The organism is Streptacidiphilus rugosus AM-16, from assembly GCF_000744655.1.
GTDB classification, from domain to species: Bacteria; Actinomycetota; Actinomycetes; order Streptomycetales; family Streptomycetaceae; genus Streptacidiphilus; species Streptacidiphilus rugosus.
Genome location: NZ_JQMJ01000004.1, coordinates 4,379,054 through 4,394,707, shown reverse-complemented (window position 1 = coordinate 4,394,707; position 15,654 = coordinate 4,379,054). Strand labels below are relative to the sequence as shown.

At 73.5% G+C, this 15,654-nt stretch carries 14 protein-coding genes and 1 riboswitch; of the genes, 10 read left to right on the top strand and 4 right to left on the bottom strand.

The features are described 5' to 3' along the window. The first annotated feature begins 42 nt into the window (after nucleotides 1-42). Nucleotides 43-1,452, top strand: coding sequence for a MocR-like pyridoxine biosynthesis transcription factor PdxR (pdxR, locus tag BS83_RS29125; RefSeq protein ID WP_037606443.1), 1,410 nt, complete (start codon nucleotides 43-45; stop codon nucleotides 1,450-1,452). 9 nt (nucleotides 1,453-1,461) lie between these two features. On the opposite strand, the gene BS83_RS29120 is transcribed toward pdxR, so the two are convergent. Next, nucleotides 1,462-2,634: a winged helix DNA-binding domain-containing protein gene (locus BS83_RS29120; protein ID WP_157597356.1), complete on the bottom strand. Its 1,173-nt coding sequence runs from the start codon at nucleotides 2,632-2,634 to the stop codon at nucleotides 1,462-1,464. A gap of 65 nt (nucleotides 2,635-2,699) precedes the next feature. Then, a riboswitch (guanidine-III (ykkC-III) riboswitch) is annotated at nucleotides 2,700-2,758 on the top strand. Between the two features lie 44 nt (nucleotides 2,759-2,802). On the opposite strand from BS83_RS29120, the gene BS83_RS29115 reads away from it, so the two are divergent. The 4 genes from BS83_RS29115 to BS83_RS29100 all read left to right on the top strand — a co-directional run bounded on the left by BS83_RS29115 (nucleotide 2,803) and on the right by BS83_RS29100 (nucleotide 7,909). Continuing rightward, on the top strand, nucleotides 2,803-3,117 hold the full coding sequence (locus BS83_RS29115) for a DMT family transporter (protein ID WP_037606442.1): 315 nt from the start codon (nucleotides 2,803-2,805) through the stop codon (nucleotides 3,115-3,117). A gap of 106 nt (nucleotides 3,118-3,223) precedes the next feature. Then, entirely contained in the window at nucleotides 3,224-4,336 is a 1,113-nt protein-coding gene (locus tag BS83_RS29110; RefSeq protein WP_037610080.1) for an ABC transporter substrate-binding protein, read from the top strand. Between the two features lie 200 nt (nucleotides 4,337-4,536). Beyond that, nucleotides 4,537-5,478: a LysR family transcriptional regulator gene (locus tag BS83_RS29105; RefSeq protein ID WP_037606441.1), complete on the top strand. Its 942-nt coding sequence runs from the start codon at nucleotides 4,537-4,539 to the stop codon at nucleotides 5,476-5,478. 139 nt (nucleotides 5,479-5,617) lie between these two features. Next, on the top strand, nucleotides 5,618-7,909 hold the full coding sequence (locus tag BS83_RS29100; protein ID WP_037606440.1) for a M9 family metallopeptidase: 2,292 nt from the start codon (nucleotides 5,618-5,620) through the stop codon (nucleotides 7,907-7,909). 75 nt (nucleotides 7,910-7,984) lie between these two features. Here BS83_RS29100 and BS83_RS29095 read toward each other — a convergent pair whose 3' ends face one another. Then, on the bottom strand, nucleotides 7,985-9,205 hold the full coding sequence (locus BS83_RS29095; RefSeq protein ID WP_051944244.1) for an LLM class flavin-dependent oxidoreductase: 1,221 nt from the start codon (nucleotides 9,203-9,205) through the stop codon (nucleotides 7,985-7,987). Between the two features lie 217 nt (nucleotides 9,206-9,422). Between BS83_RS29095 and BS83_RS29090 the strand changes: the two genes are divergently transcribed. Continuing rightward, nucleotides 9,423-10,124: a hypothetical protein gene (locus BS83_RS29090; protein WP_332262354.1), complete on the top strand. Its 702-nt coding sequence runs from the start codon at nucleotides 9,423-9,425 to the stop codon at nucleotides 10,122-10,124. Here BS83_RS29090 and BS83_RS29085 read toward each other — a convergent pair. After that, on the bottom strand, nucleotides 10,081-11,334 hold the full coding sequence (locus BS83_RS29085; RefSeq protein ID WP_051944242.1) for an MFS transporter: 1,254 nt from the start codon (nucleotides 11,332-11,334) through the stop codon (nucleotides 10,081-10,083). The two genes, BS83_RS29090 and BS83_RS29085, sit on opposite strands and share 44 nt — an antisense overlap. A 75-nt stretch (nucleotides 11,335-11,409) precedes the next feature. Between BS83_RS29085 and BS83_RS29080 the strand changes: the two genes are divergently transcribed. The 4 genes from BS83_RS29080 to BS83_RS42310 all read left to right on the top strand — a co-directional run bounded on the left by BS83_RS29080 (nucleotide 11,410) and on the right by BS83_RS42310 (nucleotide 14,513). Beyond that, nucleotides 11,410-12,432, top strand: coding sequence for an ArsR/SmtB family transcription factor (locus BS83_RS29080; protein ID WP_051944240.1), 1,023 nt, complete (start codon nucleotides 11,410-11,412; stop codon nucleotides 12,430-12,432). 43 nt (nucleotides 12,433-12,475) lie between these two features. Continuing rightward, nucleotides 12,476-12,904: a type II toxin-antitoxin system Rv0910 family toxin gene (locus BS83_RS29075; RefSeq protein WP_037606439.1), complete on the top strand. Its 429-nt coding sequence runs from the start codon at nucleotides 12,476-12,478 to the stop codon at nucleotides 12,902-12,904. A 40-nt stretch (nucleotides 12,905-12,944) separates the two neighbouring features. Continuing rightward, complete coding sequence (locus tag BS83_RS29070; protein WP_037606438.1) at nucleotides 12,945-13,718, top strand: SDR family NAD(P)-dependent oxidoreductase; 774 nt, start codon at nucleotides 12,945-12,947, stop codon at nucleotides 13,716-13,718. A gap of 117 nt (nucleotides 13,719-13,835) precedes the next feature. Then, nucleotides 13,836-14,513 carry a hypothetical protein gene (locus tag BS83_RS42310; RefSeq protein ID WP_051944238.1) on the top strand — a complete coding sequence of 226 codons (678 nt, stop codon included), beginning with the start codon at nucleotides 13,836-13,838 and terminating at the stop codon, nucleotides 14,511-14,513. 25 nt (nucleotides 14,514-14,538) lie between these two features. On the opposite strand, the gene BS83_RS29060 is transcribed toward BS83_RS42310, so the two are convergent. Beyond that, complete coding sequence (locus tag BS83_RS29060) at nucleotides 14,539-15,528, bottom strand: methyltransferase (RefSeq protein WP_037606437.1); 990 nt, start codon at nucleotides 15,526-15,528, stop codon at nucleotides 14,539-14,541. Nucleotides 15,529-15,654: the final 126 nt, after the last annotated feature.

Sequence of the window (15,654 nt, the reverse complement as noted above, 5' to 3'; positions counted from 1 at the left end):
CACGCTAAGGGCGCGACCGGACCGCCGGTAAGCTCCAGTTCCATGCCTCCTGAGTGGTCCAGTTCCTCGCCCGAGCTGCTGCTGGCCCTCGACCGGACCAGTCGCAGGCCGCTGCTCGCCCAATTGGAGGCGGCGCTGCGGGAGGCGATCCGCACCGGCCGACTGGCGGTCGGCGAGGCGGTTCCCTCCTCGCGCGGTCTGGCCCGCTCGCTGGGCGTCTCGCGCGGACTGGTCCAGGAGTGCTACGCCCAACTGCAGGCCGAGGGCTACCTGGTGACGCGCCCGGGCGCGGCCACCAGGGTCGCGGTCGGGGCCGTCGTCCCGCCGGCCCGGCCGACCGCACCCGCGGTGAAGCCCCGGCTGGTCGCGGACTTCCGCTGGGGCGTGCCGGACCTGGGCTCGTTCCCGATGCAGGACTGGCTCAGGTCCACGCGCGAGGCCTCCCGCACCATGCCCACCGCGCTGCTCGACTACGGGGATCCGCGCGGCAGCGCCCGGTTGCGCGAGGTACTGGCCGGATACCTGCGCCGGGTCAGGTCCGCGGCGGCCGAGCCGGAACACACCGTCGTCTGCAACGGCTACGCCCAGGGCCTCCAGCTCGTGCTGCACGTCCTCGCCGACCGGGGTGTGCGCAAGGTCGCGTTCGAGGATCCCGGCTCGCCCACCACCCTCCGGGCCACGGCCGCGGCCGCGGGCCTCGACGCGGTGCCGGTGCCGGTCGACGGACACGGCCTGGACGTGGACGCGTTGGCCGCGACGGGGGCGCGTGCGGTCGTGGTCACGCCGGCGCACCACTGGCCGACGGGCGTCGTCCTCGCGCCCGAGCGGCGGCTCGCCCTCCTCGGCTGGGCGTCCCGGCACGACGGCTTCGTCATCGAGGACGACTACGACGCCGAGTTCCGCTACGACCGCGAACCGGTCGGCGCCCTTCAGGGGCTGGCTCCCGACCGGGTCGTCTCGATCGGCACCGTCAGCAAGTCACTCGCCCCGGCGCTGCGCCTCGGCTGGCTGCTCTGTCCGCCCGGACTCGCCGAACCGGTCGCACGACGCAAGCACACGAGTGACCGCGGCACGCCCACCCTCGACCAGCTCGCGCTCGCCGAGCTCATCGAGTCCGGGCGCTTCGACCGGCATCTGCGGCGCATGCGCGTCGTCTACGCCACCCGCCGGAGCGCGTTGCTGGACGCCATGGCGGAGCACGCCCCGAACGTCGCGGTCACCGGGCTCGCCGCGGGTTTCCACGCCGTCGCCGAACTGCCTGACCACCTCGACGAGCAGGCGGTCGTGACCGCTGCCCGCCGGCGTTCGGTCGGCGTCTACGGCATGGCCAGGTGCCGCGCGGCGGGGGACGCCGCCCCGCCCAGGCTGGTGCTCGGCTTCGGCGACGTCGGGGAGCGGGCCGTCAGGGAGGGCATCGCCACGATCGGCGACCTGCTGGCGGGTCGCCCGTAGCCCGGGCGGTCACCCCGCGCCGAGCTCGCGTTCCAGCGGGGTCCGGAAGCGCGGGGTGACGCGGGCACCGCCGAGCACCTCGGCGGTGCGGGCCGCCTCCGCCGTGACGGCGGTGACGGCGTCCGTGCCGGCGTCCTCCAGCAGCTTCCAGACCACCGAGCCGTCCGGCGCCTGGCCCCAGCCGCCCACGACACGCCCCGCCCACCAGACGGTCGGGCCGATGTTGCCGGTGCGGTCGAAGAGCCGGTCCGCGTGGGCGGGGTCGGTGTACCAGTCGCGTTCGCGCCAGCCCATCGCGCTCGGGTCCAGCGCGGGCAGCAGCGCCGCTCGGGGAGCGGGCTCGGCGGTCCGCTCCGCGTCGCCCGGCAGGACCCAGCCCTCGCCGCCGGCGACTCCCTCGACGGTCACCCGTTCCGCGCCCACCGCGGCGAGCGCCTTGCGCACCGGGCCGAGCGGCCAGCCGGTCCACCACTTCAGATCCGCCTCCGTGCCCGGGCCGTAGCAGGCGAGCCAGCGGCGGACCAGTTCCGCCCTGGCGTCCGCCGCGGCGAGGTCGGGCCAGGGAGTGCTGCGCACCCAGCGGTAGGCACTGGAGGTCCAGCTGCCCCGCGGCCGGTCCCTGCGGATCCGGTTCTCGGCGGCCAGGACCCGCAGCACCCGCGAGGCGACCGTCTGCACCGCCTCGTACGGCTTCCCCGCGGCGACGGTCACCCGCTCCTGCAGGGCGGGCACGGCCGCGCCGAGCTCCTGCCCGGTCGCCGCGCCCAGCCGGTCCAGCGCGGCGAGCGTCTCCTTCTCGGCGGCGGCCAGCCACGCGGCGTCCCAGCCGCCGCCCTCGCGCAGGAAGTCCAGCAGCTTGGCCCGCTCCTTGGCCGCGATGTCGCGCGCCGTCGACGAGTCGACGACGGGCGCGAGGTCGACGGGCACGACGAAGAGCGTGCGCCGCATGGAGAGCAGCCGTACCAGCGAGACCTCGTCGTACAGCGCCTGCTCCACCCGTCCGACCGCCTCCGCGCCCGGCACCTCCAGCCGCGCGGCGACCGAGAGATGGACCGTCGCGGCATCGGTCGCGTGCAGGCCCAGCAGCGCGTCGGCCACCGCCAGCGGCGTCTCCCTTCGCGCGAGCTGCCGCGCGGCGATCCGGTTCCTTCGTTCGGCAAGGTCCAGCCTCGGCAGCGCCATGGGCCCCAGCCTAGCCACAAGGCCCCTGATCCTGGCCGTGTTACGGTCGATGCGGCGGAGGTCGCGGACAGCGTGCCCCGCCCCGGACGAGCGCGTCGTACCCGGTCGGACAAGACGGCGCAGCAAGAGCGGTGAGGTTCGCCGCCCCCTACTGCGAGAGGTCGCGTCATGGCCTGGCTGGTCCTGCTCGTCTCCGGTGTGCTTGAGACGGTGTGGGCGGTCGCCCTGCAGGCGTCCAAGGGTTTCTCCCGTCCGCTGCCGAGCGTCGTCTTCGGCGTCACGGTCCTGCTGAGCATGGCCGGTCTCTCCTACGCCCTGCGCACGGTCCCGCTGGGCACGGGCTACGCCGTCTGGGTGGCCGTGGGCACCCTCGGCACCGCCGTCTACGGGATGCTCGCCCTCGGCGACCCGGTGAGCCTGCCGCGCCTGCTCTTCCTCTCGATGATCATCGGTGGCGTGGTGGGTCTCAAGACGGTCCACTGAGCGCCCCTGACCCGGCCGGACCTGCCCGCGACCGCGGATATCCGCTTGCCGGTCGGCTCCGGTGATCGATGCAATGGCGGACATCGTCGCAAGGGAGACCACGCACATGCCTACGCCCTCACCGTCCACCGAGCCGCACCGCCCTGACGGCGCGTCCGTCCGCATCGGCGTCCTCGCCCCGCTCACCCGGCCCGGCTGGGCCGAGTCGGGCCGGCACCTGCTCGCCGGGCTGGAACTCGCCGCACGTGAGGTCAACGAGGCCGGCGGGATCGAAGGCCGCCCGCTCGACCTGGTGGTCCGCGACACGGCGGCCGATCCGCAGCGGGCCGTCGCGGCCGTGGACGAGCTGGCGGCGCTCGGTGCGGCGGCCCTGGCGGGGGAGTACCACAGCGTGGTCGCCCGGGCCGTCGCCGCCCGCGCGGACGCGCTCGGGCTGCCGTTCCTCTGCTCCTCGGCGGTGATCGACGCGCTCACCGAGCAGCCGACGGAGTGGGTCGCGCGGATCGCCCCCGCCCAGTCCCACGGCTGGCGCGTCTACGCGGACTTCCTGCTCGCCGCAGGCCGCACGCGGGTCGCCGTGGCGACCGAGCCGAGCGTCTACTGGGCGTCGGGGGCCGGCATCCTTGGTGAGCACCTGGCTCGGCGCGGCGGCACCCTCGTCGAACTGGACGCGCGCGCTCTCGACCCCGCGGCCCTGTGCGACGAGCTCGTCGCACAGGAGGCCACCGCCCTGCTGCTCCTGGTCGGCCATCCGGAGCCCGCCGTCCCGATCGTGCGGGCCGTCCGCCGCGACGGGCGTCTCGCCGGGCTGCTCGTCGGCGCCCCTGCGGGGCAGCCGGAACTCACGGAGTGGGCGGAGCTGCTGGGCGACGACGGCGCCGGGGTCCCCTTTCTCCGCTACCTGCCCGAGCGTCTCGGCCCGCGCGGCGCACGGGTCGCGGCGGCGCTCGGGGAGCAGCTGGGCACGGCCCCGTCGTTCGTCGCCTTCGAGGGCCACGACACGGTCACCGTTCTCGCCGAGGTGCTGAGATCCCACGGTGCCGACCGGACGCGCATCGCCGAAGCCTGGCCGAAGGTCGCCGTCGAGGGCACCCGTGGGCTGATCCGCTTCTCCCGCGCGCCGGGCGTCAGCGCCTGGCAGTGGGCCTGGGCTCCCGTCGCCGTCGCCGACAGGGACCCGGCGGACCCGGCTCGCTTCCGGGTCCTGCACCGAGGCTGAGCGCCCCCGCCGCTGCCCTCGGGCCGACAGGAGCGGCGGTCGGCCCTCCCGCTGCGTTGCCTGCCGACCACGGAGGTCCGGCCACCGATTCCGTATGCTCCCCGACGTCCCCGATCCGTCGCCGGTTTCCGTGACCGGGGCCCCTTCCCTACCGTCTCCCTTCATGGGGGTTGCCGACGGGGGACGGGGAGGGAACGCCGATGGAACTGGAACTGCGGCACCTGCGGGTGCTGTGCGCGATCGCCGACGCGGGCAGTGTCGGGCGCGCGGCGGCGGTGCTGGGGCATTCGCAGCCGGCGATCAGCACGCAACTGCGCAGGATCGAACGCTTCCTCGGCGAGCCGCTCTTCGAACGCCGGGCGTCCGGCGTGGCGTTGACGGAGTACGGCATGGAGGTGCTGGGGCAGGCGAGGGACGTGCTGGCGCGGGCGGACGCGATCGGCAGCCGCCCGCAGGCCGGCGCGGGGGCGGTGCGGCAGACGCTGCGCCTGGCGGCCACCAACTCCTCGATCCTGTCCGGCACGGTGGTACGGGCCAGGAGCCGGATGCCCGACGTCGCGCTCACCGTCAGCAGTGTCTACGCCTCCTCCACGATCGTGGAGCTGCTGGAGCGCGGTGAGGTGGACGCGGCGATCGCGGCCGACTACCCGGGGCTGACGCTGCGTCACTCGGACGCGGTCGCGCACCGCGGGATCGTGACCGAGCCGTGCTTCGTCGCGCTGCCGGCCCGGCACCGCCTGCGCTACCAGTCGGAGGTCTCCCTCGCCGACCTCGCGCAGGACGCCTGGTTCGTGACCCCGGACGACGGCGCGGGCTGGCCCGGCGTGTTCTACGAGGCCTGCGAGGCCGCCGGGTTCCGCCCGGCGGCGGTGCACGAGTTCATCGGCGACCGGCTGCAGCTCCAGGCGATGATCGCCGACGGACTCGGCGTCTCGCTGGTGCAGGCGACCCTGCGGCCGATCGCCGACGTCCTGGTCAAACCGCTGACCGGCACCCCGGTCTGGTGCCGGTACGTGCTGGCCTGGCGCCGTGACGGCGTGGCCGAGCAGGTCGTGGAGAGCCTCTTCGGCGCCGCCACGGCCGCGCACCACGACCTGCTCTCCCGCGCGCCGCACTTCCAGGCGTGGGCGTCAGGGACGTGAACACGGGGCGGCGTGTTATGGCACACGGAGCAAAGTGCTATGTCACACGGTATTGTGACGGCGGGTCCGTGCTGGAAGTGTCCCTGCCACGCCTCAGCACCCCTCCCTTGAGGCGCATCTGCCCGTGAATGGAGTAAGGATGCGCTACCGCTCCACCCTGCCCGGACTCGTGGCGAGCGGCCTCGCGGCCGCCGTCGCGCTCGCCGGATTCCTGACGCCGCCGGCCGCCGCGGCCACCTCGGCCCGGACGCCGCGAACCGCGGCCGCCCCGGCCGCCTCGGCCCAGCGGCTCGCCCGCACCCCCGCGCCGCTCGGCAGGAACACCGGCGGGTCGGAGCAGCCCGCCGTCCAGCCCGGCAGGACGGACCACTCCCACCTGCGCCCGCAGAGCCCGTCGAAGGCGCAGACCGCCGCCCATGCCGGGGTGCACGCCCGGCTGACGGCCCGCGCCGCCGCGGCCTCCTGTACCCCGGCGGACTTCGGCGGCCGGACCGGCGCGGCGCTGGTCTCCTTCGTCGAGGCCTCCTCGACGGACTGCATCAACACGCTCTTCGGCCTCACCGGCACCGACGCCGGCAACGTGTTCGACGAGTCGCAGATGCTGACCGTCGCCGACGCCTTCACCGCCGCCGCCCCGGCCTACCCCGGCGACGACTCCACCGGCGTCTGGCAGCTGGTGCTCTTCCTCCGGGCCGGCTACTACGTGCAGTTCAACAACAGTGCCGCGGTGGGGAGTTACGACGCCTCGCTGACGGCCGCCACGCAGGCCGGCATGGACGCCTTCTTCGCCGACCCGCACTCCGCCGACGTCACGGCCGCCAACGGCGGAGTGCTGGGCGACGTGATCACCCTCACCGACAGCGCCGACGACCAGGCCCACTACCTGGACGTCTACAAGCGCATCCTGACCGCCTTCGACAGCAGCAGCTACGACGCCACCGGCACCATGACCCCGGCCGTCAACAACGTCTTCACCCCGCTGTGGCGCGGCAACTGGAACCCGGACTTCGTCAGCGCCGTCACCGCGGACCCGAGCGTCATCGACACCCTCGACGCCTTCGCACTGAACCACACCGCCCTGCTCGGTACCGGCGACTCCTACGTCGACGCCAACGCCGGCAACGACCTGGCCCGCTTCACCGGCCAGACGGCGCTGCAGCCGAAGGTCAGGCCGCTGGTCAAGGGGGTGCTCAACGCCACCGCGATGACCGGCCCGACCGCGCCGCTGTGGGTCGCCGTCGCCTCGCAGGCGAACTACTACGACGCCGCGAACTGCGGTTACTACGGCGTCTGCAACCTGCCCGCCCAGCTCACCGCGGCGGTGCTGCCCATCACGCACGCCTGCGACTCCACCCACACCATCCAGGCGCAGTCCCTCAGCGCCGCCGACCTCGCCGCGGCCTGCACCAGCGTGCTGAACGAGGACGCCTTCTTCCACAACGTGGTCAAGGACAACGGGCCGATACCCGGCCAGTACGAGTCCACGGTGAAGCTGGTCGTCTTCGCCAGCCGGAACGACTACCAGACCTACGCCGGCGCGATCTTCGACGTCGACACCGACAACGGCGGGATCACCCTGACCGGGGACCCGACCGACCCGGCCAACCAGCCGATGTCGATCATGTACATCAAGAGCCCCGACGACGGATTCGTCGCCGGGATCTGGAACCTCAACCACGAGTACACGCACATCCTGGACGCCCGCTACGACATGAAGGGCGACTTCGCCCAGCAGGTCACCGTCCCCGACATCTGGTGGATCGAGGGCGTGGCCGAGTACGACTCGTACTCCTACCGCGGCATCACCGACGACGAGGCGGTCACCGAGGCGGCCAAGCACACCTACGCGCTGAGCACGCTGTTCCAGAGCACCTACGAGAACAGCGACGTGACCCGCACCTACCCGTGGGGCTACCTCGCGGTGCGCTACATGCTGGAGCGCCACCCGCAGGACGTCTACTCCATGCTCGGCCACTTCCGCACCGGCGACTACGCGGGCGGCTACGCCGTCTACAACGGCATCGGCACCGGCTACGACGCCGACTTCGACAGCTGGCTGACCGCCTGCGCCGCGGGAGCCTGCCAGCAGCCGGTCACCCCGCCGCAGTGCACCGCGGCCGACACCCGCGTGATGGGGCAGAACTGCTCACGCAGCAACCAGTCCGCGACCGCGGGGAACCTGGACTACTTCTACCTCTACCTCCCGGCCGGCACCACGAACCTGACGATCACCACGTCCGGGGGCACCGGCAACCCGTACCTCTACTACAGCGCCACCGGCTGGGCCACGCCGAGCCACCACTCCTCGGCCTCCACCAAGGCGGGAACCGTCCAGACCATCACGGTCACCAACAAGACGGCCGGCTACCGCTACCTCAGCCTCTACGCCCACACCGCGTTCAGCGGCGTCACCGTGACGACGCAGTACTGACCACGCGGAACCGACGACGCGACGACCGGAGGCCGCCTCCCCCAGGGGGAGGCGGCCTCCGGCCCGTGCGCCCGCTCAGTCCTGGACGGGCAGGATGGCGCTCAGCGGCAGCACCGTGTGCTTCAGGTCAGGGTCGACCGGGCCGTTGTGGGAGGGGTACTTGGGTCCGGCCGCGCCGCGCCGGTACGCCGCGGTGGAGTGCTCGGGGTTGCGGTCGAACTCCGGGATGACCCGGTCGCCGAAGAGCTCGACCATCTCCAGGTGCTCCTCGAAGTTCATGCCGGCGGCCATGCCGAAGACCAGCTGGTCGCAGCCGACCTCCTGGTAGGCGGCGACCTGCTCGCAGACCTCGTCCGGGGTGCCGCAGAGGAGGTAGCCGCCCTCGATGAGCTGGTCCAGCAGCTCCTCGCCGCCCAGCGCGCCGAGGTCGATCGGCGGCTCGGGCCAGGTGATGCCGTCGGCGGACTTGGGCATGGTGTCGTGGTAGAGGTTGACCAGCGTGACGATGTAGGCGTTGCCCGCCGACAGCGCGATCTCGCGGGCCCGCTTGCGGTCGTTGAGGCAGACGACCGCGTTGGTCATCATCACGTTGTTGTTCTGGTAGTCGCCGAGGATCTCGACCGGGTTCTCGGCCGCCTCCTTGTAGGCCTCGATCCGGCCCTTGAGGTTGTAGATCGGCTCGAAGTTGAAGGCGATCGCGCCGATGCCGAGCGAGCCGGCCTTGGCGAAGGAACCGGGGTTGCCGCACGCCATCCAGATCGGCGGGTGGGAGTGGCCGTAGGGCTTGGGCAGGATGTTGTGCGGCGTCGGCACGGTGAAGTGCTCGCCGTGGAAGGAGTAGTCGTACTGCTCCCACATCCGCACGATCTCACGTGAGACCTCGTCCCACTCCGCCTTGGTCGAGTTGCTGTCCATGATCTGGAAGGACGCCAGCTCGTGCGAACCCGCGCCGCGGCCGGTGCCCCACTCGAAGCGGCCCTCGGTGATGTGGTCCAGCATGGCGGCGCGCTCGGCGTAGCGGACCGGGTGTTCCTTGCGCGGCGACAGGGAGTTGATGCCGGTGCCGAGGTGGATCCGCTCGGTGCGGGCGGCCACGTAGCCCATGCACACCTCGGGCGCGGACATGTGCGAGTACTCGGTCAGCGAGTGGTGCTCGCCGAACCAGACGTACTTCCAGTTGTGCTTGTCGGCCTTGACGGCGAGGTCGAGTTCGCGCTTCAGCGCGAGGTGCTCCGAGGCGCGGTCGTGGGCGGCCGGGCCGGGGATGAATCCGTTGATGAAGATGCCGAACTCCACGGCTGATCTCCTCCTGATGCGACGCTGCTGCGGCGGACGGGGTGTCCACGGGAGGGGAGCACCGGCCCGGCCGCCACAGTATCTGACTATCCGTCAGATGTCAGGAGCGCTGTCACGACGCGGTCGGCGGGCGGTCGGCGGAGCAGTTGGAGGCGGGAACCGCGGGGCCGGAGAAATCCGCTTGGCTCGCCGCGCCGAGTCGACGATGATCCATCCGGTGTTGACCGAGAACGTTCGAGAAGCCCTGTTGCGCGCCGCGGCACGCAACAACGCCGACTGGTGCGAGGCCATCTGCCGCGCCCACGGGCTGCGTGGCGAGTTCCGCCTCGACGCGTGGACCAGCCCGGCCCGCACGCCGCCCTACTATCCGGACGCGGTCACCCTCACCGAGCACGCCGACGCCGGCGACCTGCTCGCCAGGATCGACCTGGGCGTCGGCGGCGCGTCCGTGAAGGACAGCTTCGCCGCCCTGGACCTCGCCGATCGTGGCTTCGCGCCGCTGCTGGACGCCCGGTGGATCGGCCGCCCGGCCGACCCGCCCGCGCGTGACCCGCTCTGGCAGCGGATCAGGACCACCGGACGACTGGCCGCCTGGGAGATCGCCTGGGACGGCGGCGTCGAGGGGCTCTTCCCTGCGTCGCTGCTGGAGGACCCCTCCGTGCTGGTGCTCGCCTCGCCCGACTTCGGCGCGGGTGCGGTGCTGAACCTGGGCGCGGGCGTCGTCGGCGTCTCCAACCTCTTCGTCGCCGACCCCGCCGTCGACGCCGCCCGGGCCTGGCACGACTGCCTGGCCGCCGCCTCGGTCCGGTGCCCGGGACTGCCGGTCGTCGGCTACGAGAGCGGTGAGGAGCTCGCGGCGGCGGAGAAGGCAGGCTTCACGCCGCTGGGACCGCTGCGGATCTGGCTCGCCACCAGCTGAGCGTCCACAGCGCGGTCAGCACCGCCCCGAGCCCGGCCAACGCCATGGCCGTGCCGGTGCCGTGGCCCCCGAGGAGGGTGGCGAGCATGCCGAAGCAGGCCGGTCCGACGCCCTGCAGCGTCATGTTCCCTGACCCCAGCAGCCCGAAGGCCTGGCCCTGGCCCCGTTCGGGCAGCGCGTCGAGAAAGGCCCGCTGCAGTCCGAGGCCGTTGGCGAAGCCGAAACCCGTGCACAGCAGCAGCCCACCGGCGACGAACCGCCCCGGCTCGGCCGCGAAGCCCAGCAGCGGCAGGCCCATCAGCAGGACCAGCGGCACGACCAGCCGCTCCCTGGTGGCCGGGCGCAGCAGCCGCCCCACCAGGACGTCGCCCAGCAGCATGCCGATCGGCAGGCAGGCCAGCAGTGCCGCGTACCAGCCGGGCGCGAAGCGCATCCGGCCCGAGTAGGCGACGATCAGACCCTCGGCGCCGGCCGCGAAGGCGCTGGGCAGCCACTGCGCGAGCAGCAGTCGGCGGACCCCGCGGGCCCGCAGCAGCGCCCCCGCGCCGCGCAGGCTGCCGCGCACCGCGCCGCCGGTCGGGTTGCCGTCCGGATCCGGCGTGAGCACGGGCAGGCGCAGCCGGACCGCGAGGGCGCAGAGCAGGTAGAGGGCCGCCCCGGCCGCCAGCGTCCGGTGCGGGCCGAGGGCGGCGACGGCCGCCCCGCCGAGCGCCAGCCCGAAGAGTTGCGCGCCGGAGGAGGCCATGTTGTTGAGCGAGCGGCCCAGCACGTACGCGTCGCCGGTCAGCCAGCGGGCCACCAGCCGTCCCGACGCGCCGTTGAACAGCGGCGTGGCCAGCGCGACCAGCGCCACCAGCCCGAGGCTCGCCGCGATCGGCAGCGGCGCGAGCGCCAGCAGCAGCGCGGCCACCGCCTCCAGCAGGTAGCCGCCGACGATCAGCGCGCGCGGCGGCAGTCGGTCCGCGAGCGAGCCGAGCAGCAGGGAACCGAACAGCTGCGGCAGGAAGCCGATGCCGAAGGCGACGGCGCTGAGCAGCGGTGAGCCGGTGCTCGCGAAGACCAGCACGGAGAAGGTGGTGATGCGCAGCGAGTCGGCGGTGATGGCCGCGATGCGGGTCAGGAACAGCAGCCGGAAGCGCGGTTCGGCCAGCACCTCGCGGTAGCGGGTCCGGCGGGCCACGGCGGGCGGCGCCTCGATGGCGGTGGTCATGGCGGCCAGCCTCGTCCGCCCGCTCGGCCGCGCGCGATTGATTCGCCCCTGGACGAAAGCTCGTAGGGTGAGGCCGTGCTCCGTCTCACCGTCGCCGCCGAGGACCTGATGCGCAGCCGCTTCGCGCTGTCGCCGGCCTTCGAGCTGTGCAACCTGCTGCGCTGTCTGCAGGGCGTGAACCGTCCGCTGCCGCGCGGCTGGGCGGAGCGGCTCGGGCCCGCCTTCGCCCGGCTGCGCCGCGAGACCGACCTGGACGCGGCGTTGGCGCTGCACACCTCGCGGTTCGGCGCCGACTTCGTGGCCCCGCCGCCGCGCGGCCTCGCCCAGACCTGGGCCGACGACCTCGCGGTGATCCGCTCGACCACCGCTGCCGAAGCGCACCGCGAGTTCGCCCGCGTCGACGCCGCCGTGCCGGTGCGGGAGCCGCGGGTGCGCGCGGTGCTGGAGTCCGCGGACGTCGTGCCCCGCGTCGCCGAGGCGCTGGACGCCGCCTGGCAGGAGCTGCTCGCCGCCGACTGGCCGCAACTGCGGGCGGTGTGCGAGCGGGACGTGGTGCACCGGGTGGGCGTCATCGGCGAGCGTGGCTGGGCCGCCGCGGTGGAGAGCCTGCATCGCGGCGTGGCCTGGCGCGACGGGGCGATCGAGTTGGGCTTCTTCAGCCGTGGCGGCACCGTCCGGCTCGACGGCGAGGGGCTGCTGCTGATCCCCTCCGTCTTCGTCTGGCCGGCCGCCGCCGCGCATCTGGAGGCTCCCTGGCCGAAGACGCTGATCTACCCCGCCCGCGGCACGGCGGCTCTGTGGGAGGAGGGCGGGCGCGTCGAGCCCGGCGCGCTGGCCGCGCTGCTGGGCCGGTCCCGCGCGCGGCTGCTGGCCGAACTCGACGCGCCCGCCAGCACCAGCCAACTGGCCCGCAGTCTCGGCATGGCGGTCGGCGCGGTCGGCGACCACCTCGCGGTGCTGCGCACGGCCGGTCTGCTCGGCCGGGCCCGCTCCGGGCGCTCGGTGCTCTACCGCCGCACCCCGCTCGGGGACGCGCTGGTGGGCGGCGCGGAAGGCAGCTCGTTCACAGTTATTGATGGTCCGTCAGATTCGGGCTAGCCTCCGCTCTCAGTGATGCTCCGCTCTGCGAGGAGGAACGGCCATGCCCGAGGTATCCGTCAGCGCAACCATCCCCGCCCCGGCGGACAAGGTCTGGGCGGTGCTCACCGACTTCGAACGCTTCGGAGAGTGGAACACCATCCACACCGCCTTCCCCAACGGCGGCCCGGCCGAGCTGGCGGTCGGCGCGGTCTACAGCGAGAAGATGACGCTGATGGGCATGCCCGCCGAGGTCAGCTGGACCGTGACCGAGGTCGCCGCCGCCGCCTCGCTGGCCATGGACGGCAAGGGACCCATGGGCATCTCGCTGCACCAGCACTACCGGCTGGCGGCCGAGGGGGAGGGCACCTCCGTCACCGTGGACAGCGAGTTCAAGGGCGCGGCGGTCAACATGATGGCCGCGCGCATCAAGGAGGCGACCACCAAGGCGCTGGTCGAGTCGCTGGAGAAGCTGACCGGCCTGGTCGGCTGAGCCGCGCACGCGTCGTGGGCGAACGCAGTAGCGTTCGCCCATGCGTACTGCACTCATCACCGGCGCCAGCGCCGGCATCGGCGCCGCCTTCGCCCGTCGGCTCGCCGGAGACGCCCACGGCCTGGTCCTGGTCGCCCGCAACGAGGCCCGACTGGCGGCGTTCGCCGAGGAGTTGGCCAAGGAGCACGGCGTCCCGACCGAGGTGCTGCGGGCCGACCTCGCCACCGACGCAGGGATCGCCGCCGTCGAGGCGCGCCTGACCGACGCCGACCGGCCGGTGGACCTGCTGGTCAACAACGCCGGCTTCGGCTTCAAGAAGGGCTTCCTCGACGTGCCGATCGAGGACGAGCTGGCGATGCTCAAGGTCCACATCGAGGCGGTGCTGCGGCTGACCCGCGCGGCCGTCCCCGGCATGACCGAGCGCGGCAAGGGCTACGTCGTCAACGTCGCCTCCGTCGCGGCCTTCGTGCCGCGCGGCACCTACGGCGCCAGCAAGTCCTGGGTCGTGCAGTTCACGGCCGGTGCGAACCGCGACCTCGCCGGCACGGGCGTCCGCCTCCAGGCGCTCTGCCCCGGCTTCACCCGCACCGAGTTCCACCAGCGCGCCGAGATGGACATGTCGCGGGTGGGGGACTGGCTCTGGCTCGACGCCGACCACGTGGTCGACCAGTCCCTGCGGGACCTCGCCCGGGGCCGCTCCATCTGCGTCCCCTCCCGCCGCTACCAGGCCCTGGTCGCCCTCTCCCGCAAGGCTCCGCTCGGCGCCCTCGGCGGCATGTCCAACCGCATGGGCCGCCGCCCCACCGAACGCTGACCGCCGCCCGGAGCTGTGACGTGACCGCGACGGAATCGTGAACCCGTGCGACCGTCCCCCGGGCGATACTGGCGGCCTCGCGCACATGAGGCTGCGCGCGGACGACTCGGGGGAGCCATGGACGGGATCCACGACGCAGGCGTACCGGCCTGCCCCAACTGCGGGCAGGGCGACCGGGTCGCCGGAGTGCCGGCCGTCTTTCTGGCCGGAAGGGACTCGGTGCGGGTCGCCGTCCCGGCCCACGCGGACAGCCCCGCGCACACCGAGACCCGGCAGGTGACCTCGGGACTGGCACAGGCGCTCGCGCCCGTCCCGGCTCCCAGGGCCTCCGGCGCGGGGTGCCTGCTCGGCGGCCTGGCCCCGTTGGTGCTGGTGGCGTCGACGGCCGCGCTCGTCGTCGATCTGATCGCGCCCCCGCCGGACGCGGACCCGACCAGCGCGGTCCCTGTCGATCCTGTGCTGCCTCCCGGATACTCTCCCGCCGCCGGTTCGAACCCCAGCCCCTGGCCCGATCTCTCCTGGCTCGGCTGGGTCGCCGGGGTCGGCTACGCGGTCGGGATCCTCCTGGTCGTCCTGCTGCTCGCCCGGCGGATCGGCTTCCGGCAGAAGCTCGCCGGACGGGCGCGGGCCGAGGAGCTGTGGGCGCGCGGCTGGTACTGCGCGCGCTGCGGGACTGCGCACTTCCGCTCCGAGCCGGGTGCGCCGTCGCGCCCGCTGAGCCTCGGCGAGTTCCGCCGACTGGTCTGGAGCGCCGGCGGCTACGGTGATCTGGCCGTGCGCTACCCGATCACCTGAGCGCGCCGCGCCGTGCCGCCCCGCGCTACACCGCCTCCGCCGTGACCAGGCTGATCGGGCCGCCCAGTTGCTCGTGCCCGGTGAAGCGCCAGCCCGTGCCGTCGAGCCAGGCGCGGGCCTCGTCGACGCTGTAGACGTCGCCGTTGCGCAGGTGGACCGCGAACTCGCCCGCCATCAGGGCCGCCATCAGCGGCTCGGTATGGGTCGGGTCGGTCCAGAAGTCGGCGAGCAGGAGGGCGGCGCCGGGCGGGACGGCCGCGCGGATGCGGGAGAGCAGGGTGCGGTTCTCCTGGGGCGAGAAGTAGTGGACGAGGTTGGCCACCAGGGCGGCGTCGTGCCCGGTCGGCAGCGGCGCGGTCATCGCGTCCGCGTCCACGACGGTCACGCGCTCGCCGAGGCCGGCCGCGGCCACGCGCTCCCTCGCGATCACGGCGACGGTCGGCAGCTCCACCACCGTCGCCCGCAGCTGCGGGCGGCCCCGCACCAGCGTCATCGACCAGAAGGCGGTGCCGCCGCCCACGTCGAGCAGCCGTTCGTGGCCGGTCAGCGCGTCGCTCTCGGCCAGGGCGAGCGCGGTGCCCATGGTGATGGCTTCGATGCCGGCGGAGGCGATGCGCTGGGACTCCTCGTCGAGCTCGGTGATCTGCTCCGCCGGCCCCTTGCTCAGCGCGTCCGCGAGGCCCGACCAGGCGGGGTAGCTGATCCGGTCCCAGAAACGGAGGAACGGCCGCATGTCCGCGGGCGTGGTCCCGGCCAGGTAGAACTGCGCCGCGGGCGAGTTGCGGTAGCCGTCCTTCTCATGCAGCAGCAGCCCGAGCGCGACCATCGCGTCCGCGCTGATGCGGGCGGCGCGCGGGGTCAGGCCGGTACGGGCGGCGAGGGTCTGCAGATCGGCCGGGCCGTCGGCGAGCGCCTCGAAGAGGCCGAGTTCGTTGGCGGCGAAGAGGTGCTCGGCGGCCATGAAGCCGGTCGCGAGGCGCAGCACGGGTTCCGGATCGGGGGCGACGGCGGTCATGGCAACCTCCCGGGGCGATGGTGGCCTGCTGTCCCCTCCAGTCTGGGCACCGCGTCCCCGCACGGCGCGCGGAGCCGCCCGAGCGCAGAAGCGGCAGGGTCCCGCCCGAACCGGACGGGACCCTGC